This window comes from uncultured Pedobacter sp., from assembly GCF_913776295.1.
Taxonomy (GTDB): domain Bacteria; phylum Bacteroidota; class Bacteroidia; order Sphingobacteriales; family Sphingobacteriaceae; genus Pedobacter.
Window position 1 is genome coordinate 39,907 of the sequence record NZ_CAJYOJ010000039.1, and the last position, 13,287, is coordinate 53,193.

Here is a 13,287-nt window from a genome sequence, read left to right on the forward strand (position 1 = left end):
TGAGATGATGAATAATCAGTGAACCAATAACGAATGAACTAATGTCCAACAACCAATGAATTAATGACCAATTGATCAATGAACTAATGTTTATCAGACTATCGGATTAAAAACCTCAACTCGCAACTTCTAATTTAAGTTTCTTCCCTTTTATTTTTTCGCCATTTAGTTTTTTTAACAGTTGGCTTATCTTGCTTCTTTTTATGGCCACATAACTGGTAGTATCTTTCACTTCTATCAGCCCTAAATCATCTCTTGCTAAATCGCCCTTTTGTAGAAACAGGCCTACAATATCGATTTTATTGATTTTATCTTTCTTTCCATGTGCCAGGTATAGGGTTATCCAATCACTTTCTTCTGGTAAAGCATAATGGTTATCTAGTACCTCTTCTTCGATGTCGTCAGGCAGGTATTTATAGTTTTCTTCGATAGTCAAAATGGCATATGCTGTACCTTTAGCATGCATACGTGCCGTCCGACCGTTTCGGTGGATATAGGCATCTTCGGTATAGGGCAATTGATAATGCACAATATGTTCAACTTCTGGGATATCGAGGCCCCGGGCCGCCAGATCTGTTGTAATTAATATCCGATGGCTCCCGTTTCTAAATTTAAGCAATGCCTTTTCGCGATCGAACTGCTCCATTCCACCATGAAAAACATCATGCCCCAATCCATTTTCGAACAGTAAATCACTGATCCGATCTACCGTTTCCCTGTGGTTACAGAATACCAATGTATTTTTACTGCCTATTTTACTGAGTAGCCTGAAGAGGTAATCTAATTTATCGGCGGCAGGTGCAGTTATTTTTTTGAGCTTTAAATCGGGTTTTGCTTTGAGATTTTTTGAAAAATCAACTTCAACAGGTGTATTTAACTTTACAAAAGCCGGAATTTCTTCCAGTCTGGTAGCCGAGGTGAGTATGCGCTGTTTTAGTGATAACAGTGTACCAATAATGTACGACATATCGTTTTCAAAGCCAAACTCCAGCGATTTATCAAATTCATCTAAAACTAAAGTTTCGATGAAAGATTCATCAAAGTTTTGATGCTCCAAATGATAAGCTATCCTACCGGGCGTTCCGATCAAAACAGCTGGAGGGTGTGCAAGGTTATTTTTCTCTACCTTCACCGCATGGCCACCGTAACAACAGTTTACCTTAAAAGAAGTACCCATCTGTTTAAAAACCTGCTCAATTTGCAGGGCAAGTTCTCTCGACGGAACTAAAACCAAAGCCTGTACGCCCTTCACTCCGGTTTTTAAATTGGATAGCAATGGCAATAAAAAGGCCAACGTTTTCCCCGAACCCGTTGGCGCTATCAATATTACATCTTTACCGGTCTTGGCGGCTTTTAATGAAGCCTCCTGCATCTCGTTAAGTGCAGCAATGTTTAATTTTTTTAAAGCATTTTCCATCATCAGCCATAAAGGTAATCATTTCTCTTCAGGGCAGAAACGGCATGCCGGGTTAGGGCCTGAAAAATCTTCTCCGCAATTTACGGAGGGTAGAAAAATTAAGTCTTTTATCAAGCAACATTAACATGCTCCCTCGTTTAGACATGGATGATAACACTTTCTCGTTAACAGCATCAACTGAAGATAAAATTCTGTCAGTTAGTTCATCTACAAATTTATTTGCTCTGCTATTTTGTAATAACTGGAGCTCTTGAATTAATTCTGCTCTCATAATTAACAAATTTTAATCAATGTATCAATATTAACGGCCCCAATGGTGATTTGTTTCAAAAATTAAGATTTCATCTGAAGTATTATTACTAACTTGTTGATAACTAACTTTTTGTTAGCAAATAAACAATGCTGCCTTAACATCTATTTAATTTTTTGCGCTTATTTTTATAAAAACCTGATTACCATTCGTTAACCTTAAAAAAACAGTGTATGACGTGGAAAAAATTTAGTGGTGAAATTATTCAGTCTTCCATCCTCGAAGAAATAGAAAATGCGATCATCAGAGAAAGTGAAAAAGGCTATAAACTTAAAGTTTGTATCGGTACCGATTCGCAGGTAAAAGGTGCGGTAACTGATTTTGCAACTGTAATTGTGCTTTTAAGAGAACACCATGGCGGATTTATGTACATCCACCAGGAGAAAAGTACGCAGCAGGTCAGTATCAAAGAACGAATGTTGATGGAAGTACAAAAATCTATCGAAACAGCCTATTCCATTTGCGATTTGCTTGATATTTACGATGTGGCACTTGAAGTCCATGCCGATATCAATACCAATCCATCATTTAAATCCAACAAAGCCTTAAATGATGCCATGGGTTATATTTTAAGTATGGGTTTTATTTTCAAAGCTAAACCGGAGGCATTTGCCAGCTCTACCTGCGCAGATAAAATGGTGCATTGAAAGGAAAAATGTATGATGGAAGAGGGATGATGGAATTAGTACGGAGGTATGCATGCCGTAGGTAAGAAGTTTAATCCTTTTATGTTAGGAATTACACAAACTTAAGGTTAAGGCTAACCTGAATACACGGTTATTTTTAAGGCAATAAGGATGACTGATGTCCATTTTTGTGTTCCACCAGGTAAACTTCGCCATTAAACTCCAACAAAATCATCATTTTGTTGTTGTGCTTTAAAATAAAAAATTGAAAACATACCGACTGGAATTCACCCAAAAACTACCTATCGATTTAGATATTGCGTGGGACTTTTTTTCTTCTCCAATGAACCTGGCCGAAATAACCCCGCAAAATATGGCCTTTGATGTGACCTCGCCAAATATGGCCAAAACCAAAATGTATCCGGGTTTAATCATTACCTATAAGGTTTCTCCCTTGTTCGGCATTAAATTGAATTGGGTAACTGAAATTACCCATGTTAAGGATAAAGAATATTTTATAGATGAACAGCGTTTTGGTCCATTTGCATTTTGGCATCATCAGCATCATTTTGAAAAAATAGATGGCGGTGTATTGATGCGCGATGTTTTACATTATAGCATTGGCTGGGGACCGATCGGCATGATTGCCAATGCCCTGGTGGTAAAAAACAGGATCAACGAAATTTTTAAGTTCCGCTATCAAAAGGTTGAGGAATTATTTGGCAAGTTTTAGCTTTACTTACCATTTTTTTGTTGAAATGGTTTCTGTTTTCTTTTTCATTTTCCCTATCCTATTGCTAGCCAGATATTTTTTAAATTCATCGCCAAATTTTTCGACTTTATTGTAGGCGCTGCTTAAAATGTCTTTCCAGGCACCAGCACCAAGCTTACCAGGTGTACGCTCTAAAGGCACACCAATTGTTGTGGTTGGCACAAAATTTCCATACCGGTCTCTCTGATAGGGAATAAACAGCATATCGGTTAACCAAAACCGGTATTTACCCTGGCGTACCTCAAAAACGAAATTGTAACTGACCTCCCCACTGGGATGACCGGCAACCAAAATGGTCTTATCAATCACCATAGTCCCCTTTGCTAAAACAGAAGAGTCGGTGCTGCTTACGAGTTTCATCGATTTTTTATAAATCCCAGTCACAAATGACTTGGCCCGCTGAAGTAAAGTATCTTTGCTAACCGACTGCGAATCGACCACCTGATAATAGATCAATTTACCGTTATCATCTTTAGAAAACTGTTTTTGCTGTGCGGATAATTTAAGCGTAAATATGGTAAGAATACCTAGGATGATGTATTTCATGAAAATAAACAAATAGCTGAAACTAAATTTTAAATATAAAAAAGCCATCCTGATTTTGCACCAGGACGGCTTCCTATTTTTCAACTTTATTTCCTTAAAACGCGTACACTGCTGCCAGCGAAAACTGACCACCGTTTGGTGCAGCGGCTCCGCTTTTGTTAAAGAAAGGTTTGTCTTTATTGTGGTCTAACCTCACCTCAGGGATAAATGTTAATCCCCCTGATTTAATATTGGCAGTAAGCGTAACTGCTGTGAAAGCAGTTTCTGGTACGGCTCCTGCTGCCTTAAATTTAAAATATTCGCCTCTTAAACCCAAAGCTACTGCATCTGACACTGCATATTGCGGATACAATGCTGCTCCGGCATAACTTCCTGGTACAGCACTATCCTTAATATCATAATTGGCCGCATTTAAAGCCAACTTAAATTTCTCTGTAATCTGATAAGCAGTCGTTAAATCTACAATTGTTCCATAACCACCAAAACCAGCACCAGATAAGGCATTGATATAAGCCGTCCAGCCTTCTACCGGCGCAACCATTAACTGGCCGCCCACTGCAGATACACCACGTGTTGCGCTATAAACGTTCCAATCATTAAATACGCCAGCCATTAAGCTCACTTTATCGCTGAATTTATAAGTAGCTTTAATACCAGCATTCTGGAATGGACCATTTGTAAATAAATAAGAGGTAGAGTAGTTGAAGTTTCCTACCGGTGAAATCACCTCATATCCAATGAATGTACCCATATAACCAGCCGTCATACTAAATTCATCAGTAAAATCGTAGTTAACATACAAATTCTGAATATTAAAGGATGAACCGCCAGCCGCAGCATCAGGTATAGATTGAGATTGTCCTCTGGGGCCAAAGGAAAGTTCCCCTACAAATGAGGCCTTGCCTGTTTTTTTCTTTAACGCGATATCGATCATTCCAAGTGAAACGGAATTGTGATCGGTCACAAAAGATGTTTTGGCATTCAAAGGATTTTTCGCAAAATCATACTTAAAATAGGTATCTACAGATCCTGAAATTTCAAGTGGAGATGATTCAGTCTCCTGAGCCAGGACACACGTAGTGCTGGCCATTGCGAAAATAGCGGTTAAAAATTTCTTCATGTTTGAGCTTGATTTGAGTTTAGATATATAAAATTTTTAAGAAATTGGTTCTGTTATTGGACTATTTCTTTCAATATAGATGGCCCGTTCCTCTACCAGTAAAGTACCTTGAGAGTATTTCTCATCATGCTGAGAAGCATCTAGACCAAGTTCCTCTTCTTCCTCAGAAACCCTGATCGGATTGATAATATTTACCAGTTTAAAGATCACAAATGATACGACGAAACTGAATGCGATTACAATGACTGCGCCTTTTAATTGCGTGATAAAAAAGGCAGGGTTACCATAAAACAAACCATCGGCACCGGCAGCATTAACAGTTTTGGTTGCAAAAACACCAGTTAACAACATACCTACAATACCTCCAACACCGTGACAAGGAAAAACATCTAACGTATCATCTAAACTCGTTTTCTGTTTCCATGAAACAACAAGATTGGAGATCACTGCAGCGATGGCACCAATAAACACACTTGATGAAATACTCACAAAACCTGCGCCTGGCGTAATGGCTACCAAACCAACAACCGCTCCGATACAGAAGCCCAATACAGATGGTTTTTTGCCTCTGGCCACATCAAAGAACATCCACGATAAACCTGCAGCACCTGCAGCAGTATTAGTGGTTAAAAATGCAGAAACAGCTAAACTACCTGCGCTCAATGCTGAACCAGCATTAAAACCGAACCAACCAAACCATAATAAACCAGTACCAATTAAAACATAAGGAATATTAGCCGGCGGAACTTCTTTATGCTCTAAGTGAGATTTTCTGCGTTTCAGTACCAGGGCACCAGCTAAAGCGGCCATACCAGCAGAAATGTGAACTACGGTACCACCTGCAAAATCCAACACCCCCATCTTTAACAAGAAGCCTTGAGGATGCCACGTCCAGTGTGCTAATGGTGAATAAACGAATATGGCAAATAAAACAATAAACAATATATAAGAGGTAAAGCGGATACGCTCTGCAACAGCACCAACTACTAGACCAGGTGTAATGATGGCAAACATTAACTGAAACACCGCAAATAAAGAAAGCGGAATAGTTAAGTCTGCTCCCCCCTGAAGGTGTGGTGCTCCGGAATTTACCCCTTTAAAGAACAAAAACGTTGATGGATTTCCAATAAAACCACCAATAGTATCGCCGAAGGCTAAACTAAAACCGACTACAGTCCATAAAACGGTAATTACACCTGCTGCCACCACACTTTTAATCATGGTTGACAATACATTTTTACGGTGAACCATTCCACCATAAAAGAATGCGAGACCCGGAGTCATCAAAAACACAAGCGCAGCTGCGATTAATATAAATGCAATGTCTGGTCCACTGTATTTGCCTTCATCAAAATTTGGAAGAAGTGGAATAAATAGAGCGAAAATTGCGACAATCATCAATATCGCAAAAGGCGCATACTGTTTAAAGGAGAATTTACTCATAGTTTTTAGCTTAATTTGTTTGTAGTATTTAAATAATTAAAATATGTTTGATTTATTTTTATAAAAATAAGACATATTGTAATTTTTACACCATTTAATTGATTTTTTTTAATAAAAAAGGCTAATTTTTATAAAACAATGCAAAAAATAACCATTAAAATAAAAATAACGAAAAATACATCTGTTTTTAACATACGTTTTTAATAAAAATAAAATCACATATTAACCCATTATGACATTATTTTAAGCAAATTAAACCCAAAATCACATTAAAAATTGATTAAAAACAAAAAAACCTGTGACATTTCACAGGTTTTATAAGAAAAAATAGAAAAAATTCAGCTTTTCACTTAAAATACGCAGATCCCTGAACAACCCCTCTTTTTTCGACTTCTTTATCCATATAAGTCTGAATTGCTGATTTATTAAGCCCCCAATTGGGTGCAATAAGCAAATCCCAATCCGAAATACCAAAAAGCCGTTGAATAACAATATCCGGACGCAATAGAGGAATTAACTCACAAAGTAGATCAGTATACTCTTCGAGTGAGAACAATTTGAAAGGTTCTTTTTTGTACTTCGCCCCCATTATCGACCCTTCTACCACATGTAGATGATGGAATTTTACAAACTTGATCTGCGGAAACCGGTTAATTTCGTGGATGTAGCCATACATTTGCGCTCTCGTTTCCCAGGGAAAACCGAAAATGGTATGTACGCACAGATCAAGTTTACTATCTTTCAAAAGCTCTACGGCGGCTACAAATTCGCCATGACTGCAGCCCCTGTTGATCTGATCAAGCGTTTCATCATAGATGGATTCCATACCCATTTCCAGGTCTACATCGAAACGATCGGTATAACTTTCTAACAGCGCCACTTTTTCGGCATCAATACAATCAGGACGTGTGCCAACGGCAAAACCCACAATATCTTCGGTATTAACGGATAAGGCCTCATCATACATCATCTTTAAATAATGCACCGGCGCATAAGTATTGGTATTGGGCTGAAAATAAACGATATATTTATCGGCTTTATAAGAAGTTTTTGCCCGGAGCATCCCTTCTGCAAGCTGATCTTTAATGTTCGGATTTTGCCGCGAAGGCTCTGGCGTAAAAGAATCTACATTACAATAGGTGCAGCCGCCAAAACCTTTGCTTCCATCGCGGTTCGGACAGGTAAAACCACCATCCACAATTACTTTAAACACGCGCTGGCCTTTATATTTTTCGCGCAGGTATGTTCCGTAATTTTTATAACCTTTTATCCCTGAATCTACTAGTGTTCCCATTATTTGCAAAAATACGCTTTTTGTCTGAGACGAGGAGTGAGTTTTGAGATATGAGACGATAGATGTGAGATTTAAGAGCGGTTAGCGGTTAGCGGTTAGCGGTTAGCGGTTAGCGGTTAGCGGTTAGCGGTTAGCGGTTAGCGGTTAGCGGTTAGCGGTTAGCGGTTAGCGGTGCAACAGAACTGAAGAAAGTTCTGTTTTAATTATTTGAAAATAGGTTATATTTATTTTTACATCATTTTATATCGGTGTAGCAGCAACCTGTTTTCAATTGTTTAGTTTGCGTAAATACACCGGCCTCCAACGCTTACAAAACATTTGTCTATCAGTTTTTTTCAAAACGCTTCTTAAATTCTTCTTTCGGCATAATATAGGTTAAATACTGCGCTACATTATATTTGAATTGATTATCGGTAATATCAACATTCCAACCATTTTCTTCTCCTCTTTTTTTACTAACTGAATCCGGCAAATTCTCCCTTACTTTAAAAACAGGTATAGGATTTTCTTTGGTTCCATAGGCGGGGTTATTTAAATCTTCATCATTAACAGCCATTAAGGTTTCTTTACCTCTTAAAGCAGAAGGAAAAGCCATGCCTTTATCTTCAGGATAATTAAAAAATGTTATTTCCATATACTTACCACTAGATTCATCTTTGAAAAAAATTTTATAGATCTTTTGATGGGGAGACATTAATGAGGTTGTATATTGAGTATCCCTAAATTCCAATTTATCTGGAAATTGAATTTTAAATTCTTTACATTTTTCAATATAACGCGGAATAGCCTTTTTTGAATTATTTTCCTTCTTTTTAAAAAGGTAATTAATGCCAAAAATAATTATAGGAAACACGATCAAAACTCCAATGAGCCATCCGAAGGATTGTGATATTTGTTTATTCATTATGATGGATTATCTGCAACTACATTAATATTTTTAGTATCATCATTAAAATTAGCCATTCGTGAGGCTATTGTCGAATCATTAGCTTTCGCTGCTTCATAACTATCCGATCCTCTATCAATCAAATAATTTGCAATAGCGCCAGCAATCCCTTTTCCTAATCCTTTAAAAAACCTTGCCCACTAGTGATGAACGTGTTGAAGGATAAGATCTAAATTCAATATCGGCCCAATGAGGAAATAATTATTTTTCAAAGCGCGCTTTAAATTCATCATTCGTCATAATATATGTAAGGTACATATACGTATTGTATTTGTACCATTCGGGCGTAGTATCGATATTATAAGCACGACCTCCCAAATCCTGCTCTGTAGCACGACGCTCGGATAATGGTTTATTGGCCCCGCGCGCACTAAAAACCATTAATGGTTTATCTTTGGTTCCATAAATTGGGTTATCAAAATCTTGCTTATTAACCGTTATTAGCACCTGATTATCATCAATTGCACCAAAAAATTGATTGTAAAGGTCAAACATTGTTATCTGGAAATATTTCCGGGTATTTTGATCATAAACAATTCTATACCTCATAGTCGTCCTCTTGCTTCCATCCCTCCCCATATTTTTTGCTTGCATCTTTATGGTTTTACTTTCTGAAATCACTAACTCTTTAACAGAATGAGCCTTAGGAACATTAATTTTGATCTCTAAAAAATCCTTTAGATAATCATAAATATATTTTTCAGAATCGTTTTTATTGATAAAAAAACGGTTATACCCTATTAATAAAAAAGGTAAAACAATCATTGCCCCGATGATATAACCCCAAAAACCGCTCATATTTTTAAACCAGCTCATTATCCATTTATGGCTACTACGTTAATACCTTGTGTAGATGAATTATTTTCCTTCGTCAAGAAATCTAATTGATCAAGCACATCTCTAAAATTATCATTTTCCATTCCGTTAACCCATTGCTCTATCCCAAAATTCACCACAGCACCAGCAACCCCTACTCCTAGACCCTTTCCAAATGTTTTCAGATCAGGCTTTAAATTTAGGCCACTCCACCCACTGACTGTCCAGGGCATACGATAAGACCTACTTGCAATATCTTGTGCCAATCTTACATTTGCGGCCCTGGCAGCAGTTTCAGCTGCTTCATCTGTTAAACCCCTTGCAGCTAATTCTGCCGCTTCAGTTTCTAATGCTGCTGCCTGACTTCCTAATTGAGAAACCTGGGTATTTAGAGCCTGGTTGGTTGGGATCATCTGTTCATTGACGATTTTAGTTCCCGTTTCTACAGCGCCAATACCTGCACCCACAGGTTGATTAATAGCCTCTTGTCCAAGCTGATTTTGTAGATCGCCATTAAAGGTAGGTGGCGGCACACTTATCCCCTGCAATTGTTTATTTTGGTTCTCCAATCCTTCGTTTTCATTTTTGTTATAAAAATAGACGCCCAAACCTGTTCCGGCTATAGCTGCAGCTGGGCTACCTAAGAAAGTGACGCCAGAAATAAAGCCTTCTACAAATTGGGAAAGTATATGCGTTGCCAACTCTGCATTATTATTACTGGCATAAATTTCTGCATATTGTTGTGCTTTTATCGGATCGGCAACAATTGAAACTATACCACCTTTGCTGCAGGAAAGTATAGATGATTGAAGTAGTGCATTTTTACCATCAATAGTTACCTTAGTATGAAACAGTTTCCAGTTTGTAGATTGAATCACATCACAATCGTTACGTGCAATTACTTCTCCAGCAACTCCTGCTCCAATACCCGCAACTGCGACAGTAGCAGCTACTGCTGCAATTACTACTGCTGCCGTACCCACAGTAGCAACAATTGCCGCCCCAATAACAATACCCGCAGCAATCCCCAACAGCATAGTCCCCAGGCCTCCCCAGAATTTCTGGGCGTTTTTACAAACAAAAGTATCACTGGTTTTACGATCGTAAACATTTAAAAGTGCTTTGTTTTCACTTCTATGAAATGTTGTACTATCATGAATATGCACTAACTTTAGCGGACTGGAAACGGTCATACTTGTACAAACTATGCAGGTACCTGCCGGAACATAAGACTTGCTCATAATTCAACCAATTTTAGATCATAATTAACAGTTATCTGGACATTATTCTTTATCTCTTCAACCAAAACGATGTTAGCTTCGGAAATTACATTCTCTTCCTTATTTATAGTGAAATTTTGATTATAAGTATAATTGTAAGACGAGAAACTGAATCCAACATATGGCTTAAATTTCTCATCATACTGTTTAACCATAAAATCCTTATCAATTGAGCGCTGATCTAGAGTTCCGGTTCTTTTCATTTTGATAAGTTCCGAAGATTCCATTATTATAAATTGACCGATATGTATGTTAATCTTTCTATAATCAAACAAATTGGAAATAAATTCTTTATCATATGCCAGATCCCCTTCCTCCTGAACAAGGTAACGATCAAAAATAATATCAAAAAAGAGTTTAGTTTCAAAATCACTTAGAAGCAGACTATCATTATTAATTTGTTCTTCAGCCTTATTGATAAAAAGCTGAATATTTTGTTGAGATTCCGTAGATTTAACAAAACTATATGCTTTAATCGTCGCCTTTTTATAGTCTTCCCATGCGTTCAAAACCCCCTCTTTATTTAGGACTTGGTTTAGTCTTCCAGTTTTAGCATCAAAACCCAATTCAATATTACTCTTAATAATATCAAAATCACAAAGTAAAGATATTGCTGTTTGAAGTTGTGGTGGCTCAAATTTAATTACGTTTTCAACTAACTCAAATTGAAGACTTTTAAGATTTTCATCTAAAAAATTCTTTTGTACCACAAACTCTTGTTTAGTTGTACCATGATTAATAATCTGACCGTTAAATTTGGTGATCATTAGTTGCTCTACCCTATACCTGTACCGCTTAACTGAAACTTTTTGTTGATCTGTCTTGATCTTATTATTTTCATTTTGAGCTACATGCAAAAGTTGATCATTATCTTTCTCCTCATCAAAAAATTTAAATCTGCTCATAATTAATTTATATCTACCTGGCTACCTTTAATGGTTTGTACGCCTGTTGAAGTTTGTGAAATAGTTGTTTGGGAGCTTACGGTAATTCCGCTGCTCGCTTTTGAATCTATGTTTTTCGTATCAATAGTCACTGCTGTAGTGGCATTTTTACCAATATTGACCGCATCACCTGGCTTCTCGCCTGCGTTTGCGTTAATGACCTGGGTACCCTGAATATTAATCACTTTACCAATAATATCAATGGTTCCGTCTTTCTTTAATGTAATGCTGCTATCTCCGGTTCTGATCACAATGGTCTCCGCAGATTGCGCCGTAATGGATCCCGGACCATTTTCTATTTTAACAAAATTTGCGGCATTGGTACCCAGGTTTAAAGCATGGTTAAGATCATCGAAACTCAAACTGCTTCCCTTTCTGGAAGTAAGTCCTTTGGTATTACTGTTTTTAAAGCCGCTGCTATCGCCACTTTTACCATGGTATACACTGCCCATCACCACCGGCCTGGCCACATTCCCTTCTTCAAAAGCAATCACCACCTGGTCGCCTTTTTCGGGAATAACATGAAAGCCCCTGTTTTTCCCGGTATCGCCGCTACCGGCATTAGGACTTACTACCCTCAGCCACTCGGTAGGATCGTTTGTTTGGCACTCCCATTTAAATTTAACCTTCACCCTGCCCTGCCCCTGCGGATCGTCATTATCGATCACATCGGCCAGCTGCATATCCGATTGTGGCTTCTGGTAATTCTTAACCATGATACGCTCAGTAGTAGCTACCAAACCTTCGAAAGTATTGCTGTATTTACCAGTGCCATCTATCTGATGGTTAATACTGGTTATCAAAAATTTGCCCAGACTCTCTGTTGCAAAAGCAAGCTCTTTCCTGATGCTCATGGTTATTTCGGCAATGCTGCCAATACCGAGCTGAGCATTATCGCCACTGGCGTTAATTTTTAACAGTTCACTGATTTGCGCTTTCTCTTCGTTTTCTACATGACTTTTGATATCGTTGCTGTTATCAACCCTGATCAAAGATGGTTGATGGAAGGTCTTGCTATACATGGTATTCGATGCCTTGATGGCATGCGCCAGATCTGGATTTCCATCGGCTTTGCCTGTGCTTTCACTTTGCAGCATTTCATCCTGTTTAGGGTTATAGGCAAAACGCTTGTATTTGATGGGCGAAACCTCCATCGCATATTGCAGATTAAATACATCCCTGCCGTAAAAAAGCGATACTTCTTTTTGCTTATCAGGCTTACCGAAGTTAAGCTGCTTACCATCATAGTAAAACCATTCATGATATTCGCCTGATAAACGGTTCAGGAATTCGAAATCGCTTTCGCGATATTGTATAAGGTAATCAATGGCTACCTTTCTTGATGCATTACTTACTATTGAAAGGTCATTGGCTGGTGTATCATTGGTGGCCAGCTTAACAATGGTATCAAGGTCTTTATCCAAATAAGAGCCTAAATCGGGGCCACGATCTATTAATATAGTTGGACTATACCCACTTACAATAAGTACACCGTGGTAACCATGACTTTGCGAAAGTTCTACTTTTGTAACCAGTCCGGCGAAATGTTGCAGGTTTTCTGGCGAATAGCCAAAGGAAGCCGTTAGGGTTTTACCCACAAAATCACGACTATCATCCAAACTGATCAAGCCAGGGGCACCCAATTGATCGTGGTTAAAATGAAGTTCAAAATAATGATGCTGGTTAAAAGCCTGTAGCAGATTAAAGGAAGCAAAATGGGCAATTGCTGCATCTTCTATACTAATTTCTACAATAAGTTTATTTTCCATAATG

13 protein-coding genes are annotated in these 13,287 nt (G+C 37.9%); 2 read left to right on the forward strand and 11 right to left on the reverse strand.

Annotated elements, in window-relative coordinates; genetic code table 11:
- Window positions 1-115: 115 nt before the first annotated feature.
- Window positions 116-1,420 carry a DEAD/DEAH box helicase gene (locus tag QZ738_RS06925; protein WP_293785970.1) on the reverse strand — a complete coding sequence of 435 codons (1,305 nt, stop codon included), beginning with the start codon at window positions 1,418-1,420 and terminating at the stop codon, window positions 116-118.
- A gap of 49 nt (window positions 1,421-1,469) precedes the next feature.
- A complete protein-coding gene (locus QZ738_RS06930) occupies window positions 1,470-1,688 on the reverse strand; it encodes a hypothetical protein (protein WP_293785971.1) in 219 nt (72 codons plus the stop codon).
- Between the two features lie 212 nt (window positions 1,689-1,900).
- Between QZ738_RS06930 and QZ738_RS06935 the strand changes: the two genes are divergently transcribed.
- Both QZ738_RS06935 and QZ738_RS06940 read left to right on the forward strand, forming a co-directional pair.
- Window positions 1,901-2,374: a ribonuclease H-like YkuK family protein gene (locus tag QZ738_RS06935; protein ID WP_205056488.1), complete on the forward strand. Its 474-nt coding sequence runs from the start codon at window positions 1,901-1,903 to the stop codon at window positions 2,372-2,374.
- 244 nt (window positions 2,375-2,618) lie between these two features.
- The gene (locus QZ738_RS06940; protein ID WP_293785974.1) at window positions 2,619-3,086 is read left to right on the forward strand and encodes an SRPBCC family protein; all 468 of its coding nucleotides are present in this window, start codon (window positions 2,619-2,621) and stop codon (window positions 3,084-3,086) included.
- A 6-nt stretch (window positions 3,087-3,092) separates the two neighbouring features.
- On the opposite strand, the gene QZ738_RS06945 is transcribed toward QZ738_RS06940, so the two are convergent.
- The 9 genes from QZ738_RS06945 to QZ738_RS06985 form a co-directional block, all read right to left on the reverse strand.
- Window positions 3,093-3,671 (reverse strand): DUF4468 domain-containing protein, encoded by a 579-nt coding sequence (locus QZ738_RS06945; protein WP_293785975.1) that lies wholly within the window; start codon window positions 3,669-3,671, stop codon window positions 3,093-3,095.
- Between the two features lie 94 nt (window positions 3,672-3,765).
- Window positions 3,766-4,791, reverse strand: a complete 1,026-nt coding sequence (locus QZ738_RS06950; protein WP_293785976.1) for a porin — start codon at window positions 4,789-4,791, stop codon at window positions 3,766-3,768.
- Between the two features lie 36 nt (window positions 4,792-4,827).
- Window positions 4,828-6,234, reverse strand: coding sequence for an ammonium transporter (locus QZ738_RS06955; RefSeq protein WP_293785977.1), 1,407 nt, complete (start codon window positions 6,232-6,234; stop codon window positions 4,828-4,830).
- A 346-nt stretch (window positions 6,235-6,580) separates the two neighbouring features.
- A complete protein-coding gene (locus QZ738_RS06960; protein WP_293785979.1) occupies window positions 6,581-7,528 on the reverse strand; it encodes a TIGR01212 family radical SAM protein in 948 nt (315 codons plus the stop codon).
- 325 nt (window positions 7,529-7,853) lie between these two features.
- Window positions 7,854-8,432, reverse strand: a complete 579-nt coding sequence (locus tag QZ738_RS06965; protein ID WP_293785980.1) for a hypothetical protein — start codon at window positions 8,430-8,432, stop codon at window positions 7,854-7,856.
- 243 nt (window positions 8,433-8,675) lie between these two features.
- A complete protein-coding gene (locus tag QZ738_RS06970) occupies window positions 8,676-9,290 on the reverse strand; it encodes a hypothetical protein (RefSeq protein ID WP_293785981.1) in 615 nt (204 codons plus the stop codon).
- Window positions 9,290-10,531, reverse strand: coding sequence for a PAAR-like protein (locus QZ738_RS06975; RefSeq protein WP_293785982.1), 1,242 nt, complete (start codon window positions 10,529-10,531; stop codon window positions 9,290-9,292). Before QZ738_RS06975 ends, QZ738_RS06970 begins: the two co-directional genes overlap by 1 nt.
- Complete coding sequence (locus QZ738_RS06980; RefSeq protein WP_293785983.1) at window positions 10,528-11,475, reverse strand: hypothetical protein; 948 nt, start codon at window positions 11,473-11,475, stop codon at window positions 10,528-10,530. The genes QZ738_RS06975 and QZ738_RS06980 overlap by 4 nt, the downstream gene beginning before the upstream one ends.
- Window positions 11,476-11,477: 2 nt before the next feature.
- On the reverse strand, window positions 11,478-13,283 hold the full coding sequence (locus QZ738_RS06985; protein WP_293785985.1) for a phage baseplate assembly protein V: 1,806 nt from the start codon (window positions 13,281-13,283) through the stop codon (window positions 11,478-11,480).
- Window positions 13,284-13,287: the final 4 nt, after the last annotated feature.

Excerpts from the sequence above, each read along its gene's own strand:
- QZ738_RS06925 (WP_293785970.1), bottom strand. The coding sequence starts at position 1,420 with ATGATGGAAAATGCTTTAAAAAAATTAAACATTGCTGCACTTAACGAG.
- QZ738_RS06930 (WP_293785971.1), bottom strand. The coding sequence starts at position 1,688 with ATGAGAGCAGAATTAATTCAAGAGCTCCAGTTATTACAAAATAGCAGA.
- QZ738_RS06935 (WP_205056488.1), top strand. The coding sequence starts at position 1,901 with ATGACGTGGAAAAAATTTAGTGGTGAAATTATTCAGTCTTCCATCCTC.
- QZ738_RS06945 (WP_293785975.1), bottom strand. The coding sequence starts at position 3,671 with ATGAAATACATCATCCTAGGTATTCTTACCATATTTACGCTTAAATTA.
- QZ738_RS06950 (WP_293785976.1), bottom strand. The coding sequence starts at position 4,791 with ATGAAGAAATTTTTAACCGCTATTTTCGCAATGGCCAGCACTACGTGT.
- QZ738_RS06955 (WP_293785977.1), bottom strand. The coding sequence starts at position 6,234 with ATGAGTAAATTCTCCTTTAAACAGTATGCGCCTTTTGCGATATTGATG.
- QZ738_RS06960 (WP_293785979.1), bottom strand. The coding sequence starts at position 7,528 with ATGGGAACACTAGTAGATTCAGGGATAAAAGGTTATAAAAATTACGGA.
- QZ738_RS06965 (WP_293785980.1), bottom strand. The coding sequence starts at position 8,432 with ATGAATAAACAAATATCACAATCCTTCGGATGGCTCATTGGAGTTTTG.
- QZ738_RS06970 (WP_293785981.1), bottom strand. The coding sequence starts at position 9,290 with ATGAGCTGGTTTAAAAATATGAGCGGTTTTTGGGGTTATATCATCGGG.
- QZ738_RS06975 (WP_293785982.1), bottom strand. The coding sequence starts at position 10,531 with ATGAGCAAGTCTTATGTTCCGGCAGGTACCTGCATAGTTTGTACAAGT.
- QZ738_RS06980 (WP_293785983.1), bottom strand. The coding sequence starts at position 11,475 with ATGAGCAGATTTAAATTTTTTGATGAGGAGAAAGATAATGATCAACTT.
- QZ738_RS06985 (WP_293785985.1), bottom strand. The coding sequence starts at position 13,283 with ATGGAAAATAAACTTATTGTAGAAATTAGTATAGAAGATGCAGCAATT.